We start from the raw sequence: 17,532 nt of genomic DNA, 5'->3' as shown, positions 1-17,532 counted from the left end.
TATAGAGGTAGCCATGGTGGAGAGGACCGCCAAACAGCCACGTGGACCAGGGCATGCCCCTGACGATCCACGGCTGTGGCCGTTTGCGGCGGCGCAGCTCGCCATGGATGCCTGTTTCTGGTGGCTGGAGCGCGGACCCGCGAAGCAGGGTGAGAGCAGCCTGCCATGGACGACGCCCAACAGCGTTGCCCTCGAGCTCGCAACGATGCAGCTGCGCGACTGCTCGCGGACCCGGTCCGGCCAGCCGGCGCTGGTCTGCGCCCCCTATGCGCTCCATCGCGCCCTGATCGCCGATTTCGCGCCAGGCCATAGCGTGCTGCAGTCGCTGCAAGAAGGCGGTGTCGACAGGGTCTATGTCACCGACTGGCGGTCGGCCACCCCCAGCATGCGCTATCTCTCGATCGACAGCTATCTCGCCGACCTCAACGTCGCCATCGACGAGATCGGTGCGCCGGTCGATCTCGTCGGCCTTTGCCAGGGCGGATGGCTGTCGCTGCTCTACGCGGCGCGCTTTCCAGCCAAGGTGCGGCGGCTGGTCCTGGTCGGTGCTCCCGTGGACTTGTCGATCGATTCCTCGCTTTCCCGCCTCGCGCGCAACGCGCCCGAGCTGGTCTACGACCAGCTCGTCTCGCGCGGCGGCGGCAATGTCAGCGGCGAGGAGATGTTGCACTTCTGGTCCAAGGCGCCTGATAGCGACGATATCGCAGCGGCATTGCAGCGGGATCTCTCGGATGAGCAGGGTGCCGCGCTGCTCGCGCGCTTCGACCGCTGGAACGCCGAGACGCTCAATCTGCCGGGCACTTACTATCTCGAGATCGTCAACGGAATTTTCCGGGAGAACCGGATTGCCGGGGGCAGTTTCGTCGCGCTCGGCCGCCCGGTTCATCTGAAGGACGTCAAGACGCCAATCTTCCTGCTGGCCGGGCTCGACGACGATGTGGTGCCGGCGGCGCAAGCGCTCGCCACCGCCGGGCTTGTTGGCACACCGCCAGCCTTCATTGCGGCGGCCTCCGAGCCGAGCAATCATCTTGGACTGTTCATGGGCGCGCGCACCCACGCGCATGCCTGGCGCCGGATCGCCGGGTGGCTGCGCGACGATCTGCCCGGCGTGCTGGCTCGCAGCGCCTGAGCTCGCCGGCGCCGGGCGGGCCGCGCTGCAAGTCCGTTATGCATGCCGGCGGATGGCTCGCACGGGACCCGGTCGATGGGCTACATAGGATCCGGGGCTGAACGGCTTCGCCAGCGAAGAGATTGAAGAGATTTAAGGGTACGGCGCTCGATGACTTTCCACTCGATCTACGCTCACGGATTTGCGCGCGTGGCGGCCTGTGTCACCACGTCCCATGTCGCCGACCCCACGGCCAACGCCAGGGCTGTCCTGGCAGCGGCCGATGCCTGCCACGAGCAGTCGGCGGCGGTCGCGGTTTTCCCTGAGCTGTGCCTGTCCGGTTATGCGATCGAGGACTTGGTCAAGCAGGATCCGCTGCTCGATGCCGTCGAGCGCGGGCTCGCCGCGATCGTTGAAGCGTCCGCGGGGCTGATGACGGTCCTGATCGTCGGGGCGCCGCTGCGCTTTGGTCATCGCATCTACAACTGCGCTGTCGTCATCCATCGCGGCAACGTCCTCGGCGTGGTGCCGAAATCTTACCTGCCGACCTACCGCGAGTTCTACGAGGGACGGCATTTCGCCTCCGGCGCCGGCATCGCCGGCGAGACGATCGCCTTCGGCGGCCTGCAGGCCCCGTTCGGCGTGGATCTCCTGTTCGCCGCCGAGGACGTCCCGGGCCTCACCATCGGCGTCGAGATCTGCGAGGACATGTGGATCCCGGTGACGCCGGCTTCGGAGCTCGCGCTCGCGGGTGCGAGTGTTCTGATCAATCTTTCCGGGAGTCCGATCACGATCGGCCGTGCGCGCTCGCGCGCACTGCTGTGCCAATCGACGTCAGCGCGCTGCCTCGCGACCTACGTCTATGCGGCTGCCGGGGCAGGGGAATCGACCACGGATCTCGCCTGGGACGGCCAGACCTCGATCTTCGAGAACGGCGTGCTGCTGGCCGAGGGCGAGCGATTCCGCCAGGGCGGGCAGATCACGCTGGCCGACGTCGATCTCGACCTGCTCAGGCAGGAACGCGCCCTGATGGGAACGTTCGACGACAACCGGCGGCAGCGCGAGGCCTTTTACCGCAAGGTGACATTCGCGCTGAAGCCGCCAGCCGCTGACATCGGCTTCCTGCGCAAGGTCGAGCGCTTTCCGTTCGTGCCGAGCGACGAGAGCCTGCTCGAGCAGGATTGCTACGAGGCCTACAACATCCAGGTCGCCGGGCTGGTGCAGCGCATGCGCGCGACTGGTACCAAGCGCGTCGTGATCGGCGTATCCGGCGGGCTCGATTCCAGCCATGCACTGATCGTGGCCGCCAAGGCGATCGATCTGCTCGGCCTGCCGCGCGAGAACATCCTGGCCTACACCATGCCGGGCTTTGCCACCGGCAGCGAGAGCAAGACCCATGCGCTGGCACTTATGCAGGCGTTGCGGACGAGCTGGCAGGAGCTCGACATCCGCAGCACCGCAACCCAGATGCTGAAGGACATCGGTCATCCCTTCGGCAAGGGCGAGAAGGTTTACGACGTCACCTTCGAGAACGTGCAGGCGGGCCTTCGGACGGACTACCTGTTCCGGCTCGCCAACCATCACGGCGGCATCGTCATCGGCACCGGCGATCTCTCCGAGCTTGCGCTCGGCTGGTGCACCTATGGTGTCGGCGACCAGATGGCGCACTACAACGTCAATGCGGGCGTGCCGAAGACGCTGATCCAGCATCTGATCCGCTGGGTGATCTCCTCCAAACAGTTCAGCGACGACGTCAATCGGACGCTTGGCGCGATCCTTGTGGCCGAGATCTCGCCGGAACTCGTACCGGTCGAGGCCGGCGAGAAGCCGCAGAGCACGGAAGCGTCCGTCGGGCCTTACGAGCTGCAGGACTTCAACCTGTTCTACACGCTGCGCTTCGGCATGCGGCCGTCCAAGATCGCCTTCATGGCTTTCCAGGCGTGGAAGGACGTCGCAAAGGGCGAGTGGCCGCCAGCATTCCCGAATGATCGGCGCAAGGCCTATGATCTGCCGGAGATCCGCCGCTGGCTCGAAGTGTTCCTGCGCCGCTTCTTCGCGTTCAGCCAGTTCAAGCGCTCGGCCATGCCGAACGGGCCGAAGGTCTCGGCCGGCGGCTCGCTGTCGCCGCGCGGCGACTGGCGTGCGCCGTCGGATTCGAGTGCGGCCGCTTGGCTTGAGGATCTCGAACGGAACGTGCCGGACTGATCGGCGCGGCCGATCGGCATTGTTGGGAGGCGATCGATGTCGGCCGGAGATGGGGCGCAAACGAGCGAGGAGGCCAAGGTCATCAACGGCCTCTACATCTTCGACATCGAAATGCGTGATGGCAAGCGCGGGCGGGCGAGAGGCGTGGTCGTGCTCTGCGAGGGCCGTATCATGGGCGGCGACAGCTACTTCTACTACACCGGCAGCTACAGTTTCCGGAACGGCAAGTGGCGTGGCGACTTGGTCGTCAATCAGCACACCGAGGCGGTCGGCAGGACGCTTGCATTCGGCGGCAGGGAGGTCACCTGCGGCTTTTCCGGCGACTATTTCCCCGGCGGTGCGGAAGTCGAAGGCATGGCACTGGTCGGCAAGACCAGCGTGACGTTCACGGCGCGACTGACTCTCAAGGATGCGATGTGAGCGCGACCCGATCTACTCACTAACCGCTACGTTCCCGCTCAGGAACCTTCGCAACGACAGAACGTTCGCGTCTGTTGTTGAGGATTTTCGAGGAGAGGGACCATGCGTAAACACTTGATGCTATCGACTGCGGCCATCGGACTCATGCTCGCATCCGGATTCGCCTACGCTCAGGCGCCCGGTGAGCGAAGGGACGAGCCGAAACGAACCGAGGAACCCGCAAAGGGCGCTGCGCCACAGCGCGGTGGTCCGGCTCAAGAACGCGTTCAAGAGCGTGCGCAAGACGCTCAAGAGAGACTGCAGGGAGCGGGACGCGAGGACAACGGCGGCGCGGCCAAGCGCGAGGCCGACAACGACAAGCGCCAGCCGTCCCCTTCTGCCGGGCGCGATCAACCGAAGGCGAAGGATCAGGCACGAGACTCTCGCGAACCTTCACGCGATCGCAACCGCGAGGCTGAGAGCGCGAAGCCGGGACGCGACAGCGGCAAGAGCAGCGCGGAGACGAAGCAGGACAAGTCTGCGCCGCAGAAATCAACGGCCGAGTCTGAGAAGTCCAGGACCGCCCCAACTGCTCAGCAGAACGAGCGCAACCAGGCTCAGCCGCCGCGCAATGCTGCCGAGCAACAGCAGCCAGCGCAACAGACCAACCGGCCGGCCACCGCGACCGATACGAACCGGACGGCTCCGGCCAGCAATGCGCAGACCGCACCCGGCACATCGGGCACGCAGAGCAATCAAGCCAATCAAGCCACCCAGACCAACACGCAGGTCAATCAGCAGGCCCAGGTGACGACCGAGAAGCAGGTGCGGATTTCCGAAACGATGAGCCGCACACGCCTCGCGCAGCCGGAGCGCAATCTGAACATTTCGATCCGGATCGGCGAGACGATTCCGCCGCGCGTGCGTCTCCACCGGCTGCCGCCCGAGATCGTCTCGATCGAGCCCGAATATCGGGACTACGAATATTTCGCAACGGACGACGAGGTGGTCATTGTCGAGCCCCGGACGCATCGCATCGTCAGCCAGGTGCCCCGCGATCCGTCGCGGGCGCGTGCACAAATGGGCGGCAGCGCCTCGTCGAGCATGGCGGCGGCCGGCGGAAGCCCTTTGAACTGCCAGATCATGCGGCGTGACGCTTCGGGCAATGTGGCCCAAGCGGAGCCCTCGACCGTTGGCTCAACTGCGCGCACCGATTCCTTGAGCGTGACGGTCCAGATGCCCGATGGCGGCTCGTCCGCGCCGATCGCGCTCGGCGCTCCCGCGGGCAACATCGTGGTCGCAACGCAAGGGCAGGGCGACTGCACGGTGACGATCGAGCCGCAGACGCGCTGATTGCGACGATGCTGAAACGACAACGCGCCGCCCGGCAGAAACCAGCCGGGCGGCGCGATTGCGTTCGATGTCGAAAGTTTCGAGGTCCGGAGTGCCTAGGAGTCCGGACCTCGTCACCTTGCCCCAGCCTTAGATCCCCCGCCCCATGTGGTCCCCCAACCCCGAGGTGCGCGATCAGAAGGTGATGCCTCTTGAAGTGCCGCCGATCGATGTTGCGCGATGTACGCGAGTCTGAATAGGATTGGAATCCGGATCACTACGGACACGATCGAACTTGCTGCTGCGGGAATCCGCAGATGCCTGCATTGACGGCAGCACCGCTGCTCAACATCGTTGCTTGCAATGCGCGGGATGTCCACATCTCGTCAGCGCCGCCGAAGACACATTCACGGGCCTGTCATTGAACTGGTCTAGCGCTGCTCCCGTCATCGCCGACGGTCAAGGAGCAAGCCATGTCGAAGCCGGTGCTGGGCGCCGCATTGTCCACCAAATCGATCCCCGCGCATCGCGACTGGCTTCTCGAACGGCAGCGCGATCTCGAGATCCAGGATTTTTTCCGCGCCGATCTGCTCGACAGCGATTGGCGGAGCACGGCGGGCGAGATCAAGCAGATGCTTTCCGGCCATTCCGGTCGGCTCGGCATCCACGGCCCGTTCTGGGGTTTCAAGATCGACAGCCACGATCCGATGATCCGCCAGGCGGTGACCAAGCGCCTGCTTCAGGGGCTGGATGCCGCCGAGTTCCTCGGCGCGACGCAGATGGTGATCCACTCGCCGTTCACGACGTGGGACCACAACAATCTCGACCTGTATCCCGAGAACCGCGGCAACATCGTCGAACGCGTCAAGGCGACGCTCGCCGAGGTGATTGCGCGCGCTGAAACCATCGGCTGCGAGATCGTCATCGAGAACATCGAGGACAAGGATCCGCGCGACCGCGTGCGCCTCGCCAGGGCGCTCGAAAGCAGCAAGGTCCGCGTCTCGCTCGACACCGGGCACGCCAACTACGCGCATGTCTCCACCGGCGCGCCGCCGGTCGACTACTATGTCGAGACCGCCGGTGACATGCTGACCCATGTGCACCTCCAGGACACCGACGGCTTTGCCGACCGACACTGGGCCCCGGGCGAAGGCAATATCCCGTGGGTGGCCGTGTTCCGTGCCCTGGGCCGTCTGACGTCAAATCCGCGGTTGATCCTCGAGCTCCGCAATCACGACGACGTCCGCACCGGCGCAGCCCATCTCGCCGCGCTCGGCCTCGCCGAATAGCCGTCATCACAAAGGCAGGGTCATCATCATGAGCAAGCTCACCCGTCGCAGCATCCTGAAATCCGGCGGCGTTGCCGCAAGCACGCTGCTGCTCCCGCGCTTTGCGATCGCGCAAGGCGACAACCGTCCGTCGGTCACGATCGCCGTGCAGAAGGTCACCAACTCGAACGTGCTCGACGTGCTGCGCGAGCAGTCCAATGTCGGCGAGCGCGTATTCTTCTCCTCGATCTGGGAAGGCCTGATCTCCAAGAACTGGCGTGGCAATCTCGAAGCCGTGCCCGGCCTTGCCACCGAATGGCGCCGCATCGACGATCAGACCGTCGAGGTGAAGCTGCGCCAGGGCGTCAAGTTCCACAATGGCGACGAGCTGACGGCGGACGACGTCGTCTTCACCTTCAGCCGCGAACGCATGTTCGGCGAGACCGAGGCCAAGAACCGCTCCACCATCAAGGCGTTCGAGAAGATCCCGACGCCGCGGCCGGGCAAGGAGCTGCCGCCGGATGTGCCGGCCGTCGCCCGCCGCATCTGGCCGGACCTCGTGCGCGTCGATGCCGTCGACAAGTATACCGTGCGCTTCTACAACGCGACGCCCGACGTCACCATCGAGGGCCGGCTGTCGCGCTACGGCTCCGACATCATGAATCGCCGCGCCTGGGATGAGTCCGCGAGCTATCTCGACTGGGCGCGCAAGCCTGTTACCACCGGCCCCTACAAGGTCGTCGAGCTCAAGCCCGACGTCTCGCTCACGCTCGAAGCCCACGACGAATATTGGGGCGGCCGTCCGCCGCTCAAGCGCATCCGCTTCCTCGAAGTGCCTGAAGTCGCGAGCCGCATCAACGGCCTGTTGTCGGGCGAATACCAGTTCGCCTGCGACATCCCGCCGGACCAGATCGCCGGCATCGAGAAGAATGCCGCATTCGAAGTGCAGGGCGGCACCATCCTCAATCATCGCCTGACCGTGTTCGACAAGAACCACGCCCAGCTCGCCAATCCGCTGGTGAGGCGCGCGTTCACCCATGCGATCGACCGCCAGGCCATCGTCGACAGCCTGTGGGCCGGCCGCACCCGCGTGCCGAAGGGCCTGCAGTGGGAATTCTACGGCGACATGTTCAACGCCGACTGGAGCGTGCCCGCGTATGATCCCAAGCTTGCGCAGGATCTGCTCAAGCAGGCCAACTACAAGGGCGACCCGATTCCCTATCGCCTGCTCAACAACTACTACACCAACCAGGTCGCGACCGCGCAGATCCTGGTCGAGATGTGGAAGTCGGTCGGCCTCAACGTGCAGATCGAGACCAAGGAGAACTGGTCGCAGGTCATGGAGCGTGGACCCGCGCGCGCCGTCCGCGACTGGTCGAACTCGGCCGCGTTCAACGATCCCGTGTCCTCGCTGGTCGCCCAGCACGGGCCGAACGGCCAGCAGCAGCAGATCGGCGAATGGACCAATGCCGAGCTGAACAAGCTTTCCGAGTTCCTGGAGACCTCGACCGACCGCGCGGCGCGCAAGAAGGCGTTCCGCCGCATGCTGGAGATCGCCGAGCGCGAAGACCCCGCCTACACGGTGCTGCACCAGAACGCGACCTTCACCGCCAAGCCGAAATCGATCAAGTGGAAGGCATCTCCCGCCTTCGCGATGGATTTCCGCGCCGGCAATTTCGAGGCCTGACGTGCCGCAGCTGGTCAGCATTGCAGGCCTGAGCGTCGCCTTCAGCGGCGTGCCGGTCCTGCGCGGCGTCGATCTCACCTTGGAGAAGGGCGAGGCCCTCGGCCTCGTCGGCGAGTCCGGGTCGGGCAAGTCGGTCACATGGCTCGGCGCGCTGGGCCTCCTGCCGCGCCATGCGCAGGTCTCCGGCTCGGTGCGGCTCGAGGGACGAGAGATCCTCGGCGCGTCGGCCGCCGAGCTCGATCGCGTGCGGGGCGGACGCATTGCCATGATCTTTCAGGATCCGGCGAGCGCGCTCAACCCGGTGCTGACCATCCGCAAGCAACTCTGCGAGGCGCTGGCGCTGCATCGTGATCTCCAAGGTAACGCCGTGAAGGCGGAAGCGCGACGGCTGCTCGATCTCGTCGGCATTCCCGACGCGGTGCGGCGGTTAGAGGCCTATCCGCACGAATTCTCCGGCGGCCAGATCCAGCGCATCATGATCGCGATGGCGCTCGCCGGAAATCCCGATCTCCTGATCGCGGATGAGCCGACCACGGCGCTAGACGCCACCATCCAGGCCCAGATCCTGGAGCTGCTCTCGACGGTCCGCCGCGAGCTCGGCATGGCGATGGTGCTGATCAGCCACGATCTCGGCGTCGTCGCCGAGAATTGCGACCGTGTCGCGGTGATGTATGCCGGCCGCATCGTCGAGCAGGCGCCCAGCAACCAGCTCTTCGCCGATCCCGTGCATCCCTATGCGCAGGGTCTGATCGGCGCGCTGCCGCCGCTCGATGGACCACGGCGGCGTCTCACCGCCATTCCCGGGACGGTGCCTGATCCGGCGCACATGCCGAGCGGCTGCGCCTTCGCGCCGCGCTGCACGCTGGCGGCCGAGCCGTGCGGCCTTGCCGCTCCCAGCCTGGCGCCGATCGCGGATGACCGCAGCGTCGCCTGCATCCGCGCCGAGACCTCGCGCCGCGCGCTGCTTGGGGTCGCGGCTGAATGAGCCCGCCGCTCGTCGAGGTGTCTGCGATCTCGCGCAGCTATGCCATGCGCTCCGGAATGTTCGGCCGCAGCACGGCCGTGCACGCGGTCGATGGCGTGTCGCTCACGATTGCCAAGGGCGAAACGCTGGGTCTCGTCGGCGAGTCCGGCTCGGGCAAGTCGACCACGGGGCGCATCGTGCTCGGCCTCGAGCCGCCCGATAAGGGCGAAGTGCGCTTCCAGGGCAAGCCGATGGCTGCAGCCGGGACGGCCGCCTGGCGCGCGCAGCGGGCACGCATGCAGATGATCTTCCAGGATCCGCTCGGCGCGCTGGACCGGCGCCTGCCGGTGGCGACGCAAATCCGCGAGCCGTTGGACATCCATGGCCTCGGCACGCCCGCCGAGCGCGAGGAGCGCGTCCGCGAGTTGCTGCGCGCCGTCGAGCTGGCGCCGGCGCATGGTGCGCGCTATCCGGGCGCACTGTCCGGCGGCCAGCGCCAACGTATCGTGCTGGCGCGGGCGCTCGCCACCAGACCTGATTTCCTGGTCTGCGACGAGCCGGTCAGCGCGCTCGACGTCTCGATCCAGGCACAGGTGGTGAACCTGCTCGCCGATCTTCAGGCCCGGCTGTCGCTGACGCTGCTGTTCATCAGCCACGATCTGCGCGTCGTCAGGCAGATCAGCAATGTCGTCGCCGTGATGTATCTCGGCCGCATCGTCGAGATCGGCAGCGCCGACGACCTGTTCGCGCGGCCCGAGCATCCCTACACCCAGGCGCTGGTCTCCGCATCGCCGGCACCGGGCCGCCGCAGCGCGGGCCGCATCGTGCTGTCGGGCGATCCGCCGAACCCGGCGGCACGGCCGAGCGGCTGCGCTTTCCATCCGCGGTGCCCGCGTGCCATCGCGCGCTGTGCGAGCGAGGTGCCGACACTCGCGGCCGTCGGCGGCAACAGGCAGGTCGCCTGCCATCTCGTCACCGGCGCTGCGACACGGGACGCCGCCTGATGGGACGTTATTTCGCCATTCGGATCGGGCGCGCGGCGCTGACGATCGTGCTCGTCGTCACCTTCGCCTTCGTCGTGTTGCGGCTGTCAGGCGATCCCGCGCTAATGATCCTGGGGCCGGAAGCGCCGCCCGAGGTGCTGGCCGCCTTCCGCAAGGCCTGGGGCCTCGATGATCCCATCTGGTTCCAGTATCTCGACTATTTTAGCGCCATCGCCAAGGGCGAGCTCGGCCGCTCCATGCGCGACGGGCGGCCTGCGATCGAGCTCGTGCTGGAGCGCATCCCGGCCACGCTGGCGCTGACCTTGCCGGCATTCTTCTTCAAGGTCGCGCTCGGCGTTCCCGCCGGCATCTACGCCGCGCTGCATCGTGGCTCGGCGATCGACCGCGCCGTGATGATGACGGCGGTCGCCGGCTTCACGGTGCCGAGCTTCGTGCTGGCGCTGCTGCTGGTGCTCGTCTTTGCCGTGCAGCTCGGCTGGCTGCCGTCAGGCGGGCAGGACAGCTGGCGCCACGCCATCCTGCCGATCGCAACCCTCAGCCTTGGCGGCGCTGCGGTGCTGGCGCGCTTCACCCGCAGCGCGATGCTGGAGGTGCTTGGGCAGCCCTATATCCGCACTGCCTCGGCCAAGGGCGTGCCGTGGCGAAGGGTGGTGACGTCGCATGCGCTGCCGAATGCGGCGATCCCGACCGTCACCATTTTGGGCTTCATGGTGGGCACGCTGATCGCCGGCGCGGTGGTGGTGGAGAGCGTGTTTGCCTGGCCGGGGGTAGGGCGGCTTCTCGTCGTTGCCGTTGCCAACCGCGACCTCGCGGTCGTGCAATGCATCCTGTTGCTGGTCGCGATGACCATGGTGACGTCCAACCTGATCGTCGACTTCCTCTACGGCTTCCTCGACCCGCGGCTGCGCGCGAAAGGAGCCCACGCATGACCGACGCGACGCTGAAGGATACCGCGGTTAGTCGCCGTGTCAGCTTGCCGGCAATTCCAGTCTCCGTCGCGCTTGCGGTCGCCTGGATCATCGCGATGCTGGTGATCGCGGCTTTCGCCGAGAAGATCGCGCCTTACGGCTTCACCCAGCTCGACTTGCGCAACCGGCTGGCGGCGCCCGGCAATGCCGCGCACTGGCTGGGCACCGATGAGCTCGGCCGGGACGTGCTGTCGCGGCTGCTCGTTTCCATCCGCATCTCGCTGCTGATCGCCTTCGGCGCCACCGCGATCTCGGCAATCGTCGGCACCACGCTGGGCTTCCTCGCTGCGCATTTCCGCGGCGCCGCGGAGCAGCTCGTGCTGATGCTGACCGACTTCCAGGCTAGCATGCCCTTCCTGATCATGGCGCTGGCCGTGCTCGCCTTCTTCGGCAATTCGCTGCCCCTGCTGATTGGCCTGATGGGCCTGTTCGGCTGGGAGCGCTATGCCCGTATCGCCCGCGGCCTTGCCATCTCGGCCAATGCCCAAGGCTATGCGGCTGCGGTGCGCCAGTTGGGGGCGACGCCGTCGCGGATTTATCTCCGGCATATCCTGCCCAACATCGCCTCGACCCTGATCGTCTCGACCACGCTGGTCTTCCCCGAGGTGATCCTGATGGAGTCGGGCCTGTCCTTCCTGGGCCTCGGCGTGCAGCCGCCGATGACCAGCCTCGGCAACATGGTCGGCTATGGCCGGGAATACCTGACTAGAGCGCCCTGGATCATGCTGGCGCCGGCAACAACGATCGTGGTCACCACGCTGGCCGTCTCCGTGATCGGCGACTGGCTGCGCGACCGGCTCGATCCGACGCTGCAGTAGCATGAGAGGCGTCCGGCGGTTACGCGCCAGTGCGACACTCTCAGTCGTCGTCCCGGACAAGCGTAAGCGCAGATCCGGGACCCAAACCCACTGGCGGATGTGGTTGCGGGGACTTGGAGCGATCAGCTTCGCGCCCCTACCGCTCCCTGTGGGTATGGGTCCCGGATCGGCGCGCGCTCGAAGGCGCGCTTGTCCGGGACGACAACTGAAGGCGCGGCAGGAGCCCGCGCCGGGAGCAGGGGAGCCCTGTCCGCCCCAAGTTCCCGTTGCGCCCGCTCACCCCGTGCGCTATCCGGCCGGAAAGGCCTGAGGCGGCTCCACATTTTCCCGCCCGGCCCAAACCCGAGGACGGAAACCGCCATGCCAGCCTATCGCTCCCGCACCACCACCCACGGCCGCAACATGGCGGGTGCCCGCGGCCTCTGGCGCGCCACGGGCATGAAGGACGCCGATTTCGGCAAGCCGATCATCGCGGTCGTGAACTCCTTCACCCAGTTCGTGCCCGGCCATGTCCATCTCAAGGACCTCGGCCAGCTCGTCGCCCGCGAGATCGAGCAGGCCGGCGGCGTCGCCAAGGAGTTCAACACCATCGCCGTCGACGACGGCATCGCCATGGGGCACGACGGCATGCTCTACAGCCTGCCGTCGCGCGAGCTGATCGCCGACAGCGTCGAGTACATGGCCAACGCGCACTGCGCCGACGGCCTCGTCTGCATCTCCAATTGCGACAAGATCACGCCCGGCATGCTGATGGCAGCGCTCAGGCTCAACATCCCCGCCGTGTTCGTCTCGGGCGGCCCGATGGAGGCCGGCAAGGTCAAGCTGCAGGGCAAGACCAAGGCGGTCGACCTGATCGACGCCATGGTGGCCGCCGCGGACTCCAAGGTCAGCGACGACGACGTCAAGGTGATCGAGCGCTCGGCGTGCCCGACCTGCGGCTCGTGCTCCGGCATGTTCACCGCCAACTCCATGAACTGCCTGACCGAGGCGCTTGGGCTCGCGCTGCCCGGCAACGGCTCGGTGGTCGCCACCCATGCCGACCGCAAGCGCCTGTTCGTCGAGGCCGGCCACACCATCGTCGATCTGGTCCGCCGTTACTACGAGCAGGACGACGCCAGCGTGCTTCCGCGCAACATCGCCAACTTCAAGGCGTTCGAGAACGCGATGACGCTCGACATCGCCATGGGCGGCTCGACCAACACCGTGCTGCATCTGCTCGCGGCCGCGCATGAAGGGCAGGTGGCGTTCACCATGCAGGACATCGACCGGCTCTCGCGCCGCGTGCCCGTGCTGTGCAAGGTCGCGCCGTCGGTCGCCGATGTGCACGTCGAGGACGTGCACCGCGCCGGCGGCATCATGGGTATTTTGGGCGAGCTCGACCGCGCCGGGCTGATCGACACTTCGGTGTCGACCGTGCACGCGCCGACCATGAACGATGCGCTGGCGCGCTGGGACATCAAGCGCACCAAGAGCGAGACGGTGCGCACCTTCTACCGTGCTTCGCCCGGCGGCATCCCGACCCAGGTCGCCTTCAGCCAGGAGCGCCGCTACGACGAGCTCGATGCCGACCGCGAGAAGGGCGTGGTGCGCGACCTCGCACATGCCTTCAGCAAGGACGGCGGCCTCGCGGTGCTCTACGGCAACCTCGCGCAGGACGGCTGCATCGTGAAGACTGCCGGCGTCGACGCCTCGATCCTGAAATTCTCCGGCCCCGCGCGCGTGTTCGAAAGCCAGGACGCCGCGGTGGAAGGCATCCTGGGTGGCAAGGTCGTCGCCGGCGAGGTCGTGGTCATCATCTACGAAGGCCCGCGCGGCGGCCCCGGCATGCAGGAGATGCTGTATCCGACCAGCTATCTGAAATCGATGGGCCTCGGCAAAGCCTGCGCGCTCGTCACCGACGGCCGCTTCTCCGGCGGCTCATCCGGCCTGTCGATCGGCCATCTGTCGCCGGAAGCCGCCGAAGGCGGCAACATCGGTCTCGTGCGCAACGGCGACATCATCGCCATCGACATTCCGAACCGCAGCATCACGCTGGAGGTTTCCGACGAGGAGCTCGCCGGCCGCCGCGCAGCGGAAGAGGCGAAGGGCGATGCCGCCTGGCAGGCGACGGGCCGCAAGCGCAACGTCTCGACCGCGCTGCAGGCTTACGCCGCGCTCACCACCAGCGCCGCGCGCGGCGCGGTGCGCGAGGTCAAGCGCCGCTCGAATTGAGTGCGCGCTGCGTTTGCGCGGCGCAGATGGTCAACGAGTTCTGAACGGCCGGCGAAAGCCGGCTGTTCGCATTAAGGATGCCTCGACGAAGTTCGGCAGCCGAGGATTTTGCGGCGTATACTGCGGCACCTTCGCAAATCCATTTCGGGCAACTGGGGCACCACCACAATGTCTCGTACTTTCGCCGTCGTCTTCTCGACTGCCGTCGCCGCGGTTTCCATGACGGGCGCAGCTTCCGCCGGCTGCTACAATTGCTACACGCCGCCGCCCTGCACGACCTGCTATCAGCAGCAATACGTGCCACCGCAATACCGCACGGTCGACGAGACCGTGATGGTGTCGCCGGGCGCCGTGGTCGCGCACCGCACGCCGGCGCAGTACCGCACCGTGATGGTGCCGCAGACCGTGATGGTCGCGCCCCCGGGCGTCCAGTACCAGCGCATCCCCCCGCAATACGCCACGCGCCAGCGCGTCGAGATGGTCTCGCCGGACTATTCCTACTACGCCCCGGTGCAGATGGGCTGCGCGTCCTGCGGCTACTGAGCCGACACGGAAGAGCATCACGCGGCGCTCCCTCGGGGGCGCCGTTTTCTTTTCCGGTGCTGCTTCAGAGCGCGAACAGGCAGAACTTCCGTGATCGCCGCACAATCGGATCGTTGACACAGGTGCACCCGATCCGCAGGCCGCGGGAACAGCAACGCCGCCTGCTTGAAATATGGCAGGCGGCGTTGCTCCAGCCCCAGGGAGGGAAATGCAAAATCCCCGGTTGAAGATAGGTCTGCATGGCGCGTGCCAAGGTTCATGTGCCAGCCTGGGACAGCCATCGAGCCGCCTACCGGCTGCGAATTGACGGCTTTTGGTGGGGGGGGGCTCGCGTTTTCGGGGGATATGCGCATCATTTCCGTCGGCCGTTGGCGACGGCCGCATGTTGATCAGTCTCGATGATGCGACGACGATCTGTTCAAGAACGGGATTGCCTTGTTTCGGCTTGATCATGCGGGAGCGACGGCGCGGCCAGAACCAGACTATTCGTTCGCCTTGCGTTCAACGCCACCATTGGCTAAGTGCTTGAGCCCGCTGACGGGGAAGGGTGGCCGAGTGGTTTAAGGCACCGGTCTTGAAAACCGGCGTGCCCGCAAGGGTACCGTGGGTTCGAATCCCACCCCTTCCGCCAGTAAGCTGGCTTAAGCGATTGTTCTCATTTCATAAATTGCTCCTCATGGAGCTTCTGCCCTAGCGCCAGCCCTATCAGCCCTGTTGGCGTGGCATCTCTGCGACTTCCGCCAGCTTCAGGTGGAGGCGGGGGCGGCCTTATCGGCTGGAAGGTCGCCCGGATCGACGCGGCTCTGGCTAAACTGGGTACCAAACGTGGCGATTCGCCAGAGGATACAGACCCATGATGACCCAGTTGTGGTGTGTTGGGGACTGGCAGGCGGTCGATCAAGCACGCGATTGGTGCACCTCAGAGGGCCGCTAGGCAAATGCAACTTCCACTTCAACCACGCCTGAGCGATTACCGCGGCTCCGACCCAAAAAAGCGTCGGAAGGCCGATGAACACAACGCGATGGCGCAACGCGTCGTCGACCACATCAACACGCTCATCGCAAACGATCAGGCGGCGATGCAGCAGTACCTTTGGTACTCGGTTGCTCGCGACCTCAAACTGACCGTTGAACAAGTCGAATCGGCGGTCATGTACGGCGGGCACAATGGCATCACAGTCGGCGTGAGCGAGGAAGGCCGGCGTGCCCTGGCAGCGTACAAGAAATAGCCAGATGTTTTGGAATAAAATAACGCTGGCTGGCTATGCCACAGTGGTTTCCACCGTGGCTATTCTCATTTCCGCTGGCAGCCTGATCTACACCAAGCGATCTTATGATCTCAGTGTTGCGAAAGAACTGCGCGAGGTCCAAGAAAAGCAACCTGCCATCGACCTGCAGATCAGTCCACGCGGCCCCTCCGCTGCGGCTTTCGCACTTTCGATAATAAACCGATCCGAGACGAATATCGTTCCTCTCAGCATGAGAGTAGAGCATTCCTTCGAAGCAGGTGATCTGTACCTTTCCAGCGGTCAACAAAGCCTCGATAAACTCTCATCCACGCTGGACCTGCAGTCGCTCGGCGTCATCGGTCCGAAAGCCTCTGCGAAGCTCAATGGAATCCTAGCCGGAGCAACCGATGGCAAGTCGGATAGTTTGACGCCCGGGCTCGAACTGCACTTCACGTTTCACCTTCGCTACGGTGATCAAGCTGATACAATCGGAACAATCGATGTAATCAGAAGGATCTTGCCGGCGGTCACCGATCGTCTACATCCGACGCCGGAAATGTTCCTTTCTGTGGTCCAGGAAGCTCAGCGCAAAGCCCGTCAGAGAGAATTCCTATATTTTCTCGCTCAAATCGTTTTGGCGGTTGTCGCGATTTCTGTAGCACTGGTCATTGTTCTTCGTCGTTTGCGACAAGCAAGATCTTCCAAAACAGAGCGAGCGGGAGATTAGAGAGGCCCGTGAGATGGGTCGTACGGATGTTCAAAGCGACGTCTCACTGCAGAGAGTTCGAATGCCTTCCCACCACGAGATGCCGCAGCCGTTGGGAATTTTCGCCGGAGAGCAACTCATCCGGGCGCACGAATACCTCGATGCTTTTGAACGGCTGGCAAATACGCCCGAGCCGCGACCTCTCTATCCAATGTACTTCCTCTTGGCGCACTCGATCGAGCTATTCCTCAAGTCATATTTGGCGGCGCGCCAAATCACCAAGAAGGTCTTGATGCGAAGGGATGTCCGTCACAACCTCATCGCACTTCTCGATTTATGTGAAGCCCACCACCTGCCCGTGATTGCGGATCTGCGCATCTACCTTGCTAGCATTCAAGAAATGAATGGCGATCACGATTTTCGGTATGTCACGAACTACAATCTGACGGTGCCTTCACCTGCCCATTGCATCGGGATCGTTCGCAGGCTTGAGTTGGTCATCTCTCCAATCGTCGACCAAGCTCGCATGGAATCCACCATTAAGCATGCCGCCGCGACGCGACACCTCAAAGGGCAGAAAATTCGCTGGTCAGACTAGCTCGACGATCGCATGCGAAGGGGTTCGCACAAGAATTTGCTTGTTACCAGCTATCGCGCGCTCCAATTCTATGGTTGTTTGCCGCCGTCCAAAACAAGTTGCCGATGATCATGAACCCCCCAGTGTGGGGGTGGAGGCAATGTTATGGACGACCAACCGAAGCCCGCAGTATCGCGGCAGATTGCGCCCTTAGAGCCACAGTACCTCACCCCCCTGGCACTCACGATCGCTGAAGCGTGCCAAGTTGCGAGGATCGGCCGCAGCAATCTTGGCGTAGCCATTCAGAGCGGCGCCCTTCGCGCGCGCAAGCTCGGCATCAAGACTTTGATCTTACGGAGCGACTTGCTCGCGTGGCTGGAAAGCCTTCCGTTCGCATCATCTGGTGATGCAAACACCGGGGCAACTCGCACCCCAACTGAGACGGCCGCCGCGCCTCCGTCCAAACGGCGACTGGTGGCTGCCGGGGCACAATCGCATCATGGGCGGCCTTGA

The 17,532-nt window shown here is 65.0% G+C and carries 16 protein-coding genes and 1 tRNA gene; all 17 read left to right on the top strand.

The features are described 5' to 3' along the window. The first annotated feature begins 13 nt into the window (after positions 1–13). The 17 genes from EDE08_RS10210 (at position 14) to EDE08_RS10130 (ending at position 17,532) form a co-directional block, all read left to right on the top strand. On the top strand, positions 14–1,129 hold the full coding sequence (locus tag EDE08_RS10210; protein ID WP_131868754.1) for an alpha/beta fold hydrolase: 1,116 nt from the start codon (positions 14–16) through the stop codon (positions 1,127–1,129). 150 nt (positions 1,130–1,279) lie between these two features. Further along, positions 1,280–3,313 carry an NAD(+) synthase gene (locus EDE08_RS10205; RefSeq protein WP_131868753.1) on the top strand — a complete coding sequence of 678 codons (2,034 nt, stop codon included), beginning with the start codon at positions 1,280–1,282 and terminating at the stop codon, positions 3,311–3,313. Positions 3,314–3,349: 36 nt separating this feature from the next. Next, complete coding sequence (locus EDE08_RS10200) at positions 3,350–3,733, top strand: GrlR family regulatory protein (RefSeq protein WP_131868752.1); 384 nt, start codon at positions 3,350–3,352, stop codon at positions 3,731–3,733. A 102-nt stretch (positions 3,734–3,835) separates the two neighbouring features. Beyond that, entirely contained in the window at positions 3,836–5,065 is a 1,230-nt protein-coding gene (locus EDE08_RS10195; protein WP_131868751.1) for a DUF1236 domain-containing protein, read from the top strand. A 452-nt stretch (positions 5,066–5,517) separates the two neighbouring features. Continuing rightward, positions 5,518–6,333 carry a sugar phosphate isomerase/epimerase family protein gene (locus EDE08_RS10190; RefSeq protein ID WP_131868750.1) on the top strand — a complete coding sequence of 272 codons (816 nt, stop codon included), beginning with the start codon at positions 5,518–5,520 and terminating at the stop codon, positions 6,331–6,333. A gap of 28 nt (positions 6,334–6,361) precedes the next feature. After that, complete coding sequence (locus EDE08_RS10185; RefSeq protein WP_131868749.1) at positions 6,362–7,999, top strand: ABC transporter substrate-binding protein; 1,638 nt, start codon at positions 6,362–6,364, stop codon at positions 7,997–7,999. Between the two features lies 1 nt (position 8,000). Further along, positions 8,001–8,984: an ABC transporter ATP-binding protein gene (locus tag EDE08_RS10180; protein ID WP_131868748.1), complete on the top strand. Its 984-nt coding sequence runs from the start codon at positions 8,001–8,003 to the stop codon at positions 8,982–8,984. Beyond that, positions 8,981–9,967: an ABC transporter ATP-binding protein gene (locus tag EDE08_RS10175; RefSeq protein WP_131868747.1), complete on the top strand. Its 987-nt coding sequence runs from the start codon at positions 8,981–8,983 to the stop codon at positions 9,965–9,967. Before EDE08_RS10180 ends, EDE08_RS10175 begins: the two co-directional genes overlap by 4 nt. Continuing rightward, the gene (locus tag EDE08_RS10170; protein ID WP_165935806.1) at positions 9,967–10,896 is read left to right on the top strand and encodes an ABC transporter permease; all 930 of its coding nucleotides are present in this window, start codon (positions 9,967–9,969) and stop codon (positions 10,894–10,896) included. The genes EDE08_RS10175 and EDE08_RS10170 overlap by 1 nt, the downstream gene beginning before the upstream one ends. After that, the gene (locus EDE08_RS10165) at positions 10,893–11,753 is read left to right on the top strand and encodes an ABC transporter permease (protein ID WP_131868746.1); all 861 of its coding nucleotides are present in this window, start codon (positions 10,893–10,895) and stop codon (positions 11,751–11,753) included. The genes EDE08_RS10170 and EDE08_RS10165 overlap by 4 nt, the downstream gene beginning before the upstream one ends. Positions 11,754–12,113: 360 nt before the next feature. Further along, complete coding sequence (gene ilvD, locus EDE08_RS10160; RefSeq protein ID WP_131868745.1) at positions 12,114–13,964, top strand: dihydroxy-acid dehydratase; 1,851 nt, start codon at positions 12,114–12,116, stop codon at positions 13,962–13,964. Positions 13,965–14,183: 219 nt separating this feature from the next. Beyond that, positions 14,184–14,507 (top strand): hypothetical protein, encoded by a 324-nt coding sequence (locus EDE08_RS10155; protein WP_131868899.1) that lies wholly within the window; start codon positions 14,184–14,186, stop codon positions 14,505–14,507. 541 nt (positions 14,508–15,048) lie between these two features. Further along, positions 15,049–15,138: transfer RNA gene (locus EDE08_RS10150), tRNA-Ser, on the top strand. Positions 15,139–15,445: 307 nt separating this feature from the next. Further along, complete coding sequence (locus tag EDE08_RS10145; RefSeq protein WP_131868744.1) at positions 15,446–15,736, top strand: hypothetical protein; 291 nt, start codon at positions 15,446–15,448, stop codon at positions 15,734–15,736. A 4-nt stretch (positions 15,737–15,740) separates the two neighbouring features. Continuing rightward, on the top strand, positions 15,741–16,463 hold the full coding sequence (locus EDE08_RS10140; RefSeq protein WP_131868743.1) for a hypothetical protein: 723 nt from the start codon (positions 15,741–15,743) through the stop codon (positions 16,461–16,463). A 61-nt stretch (positions 16,464–16,524) separates the two neighbouring features. After that, on the top strand, positions 16,525–17,040 hold the full coding sequence (locus EDE08_RS10135; RefSeq protein WP_131868742.1) for a hypothetical protein: 516 nt from the start codon (positions 16,525–16,527) through the stop codon (positions 17,038–17,040). Between the two features lie 144 nt (positions 17,041–17,184). Beyond that, on the top strand, positions 17,185–17,532 hold the full coding sequence (locus EDE08_RS10130; RefSeq protein ID WP_131868741.1) for a helix-turn-helix domain-containing protein: 348 nt from the start codon (positions 17,185–17,187) through the stop codon (positions 17,530–17,532).

It is taken from the genome of Bradyrhizobium sp. R2.2-H, from assembly GCF_004346455.1.
Classification (GTDB): domain Bacteria; phylum Pseudomonadota; class Alphaproteobacteria; order Rhizobiales; family Xanthobacteraceae; genus Bradyrhizobium; species Bradyrhizobium diversitatis.
This window is presented reverse-complemented; position numbering and strand designations above follow the sequence as displayed.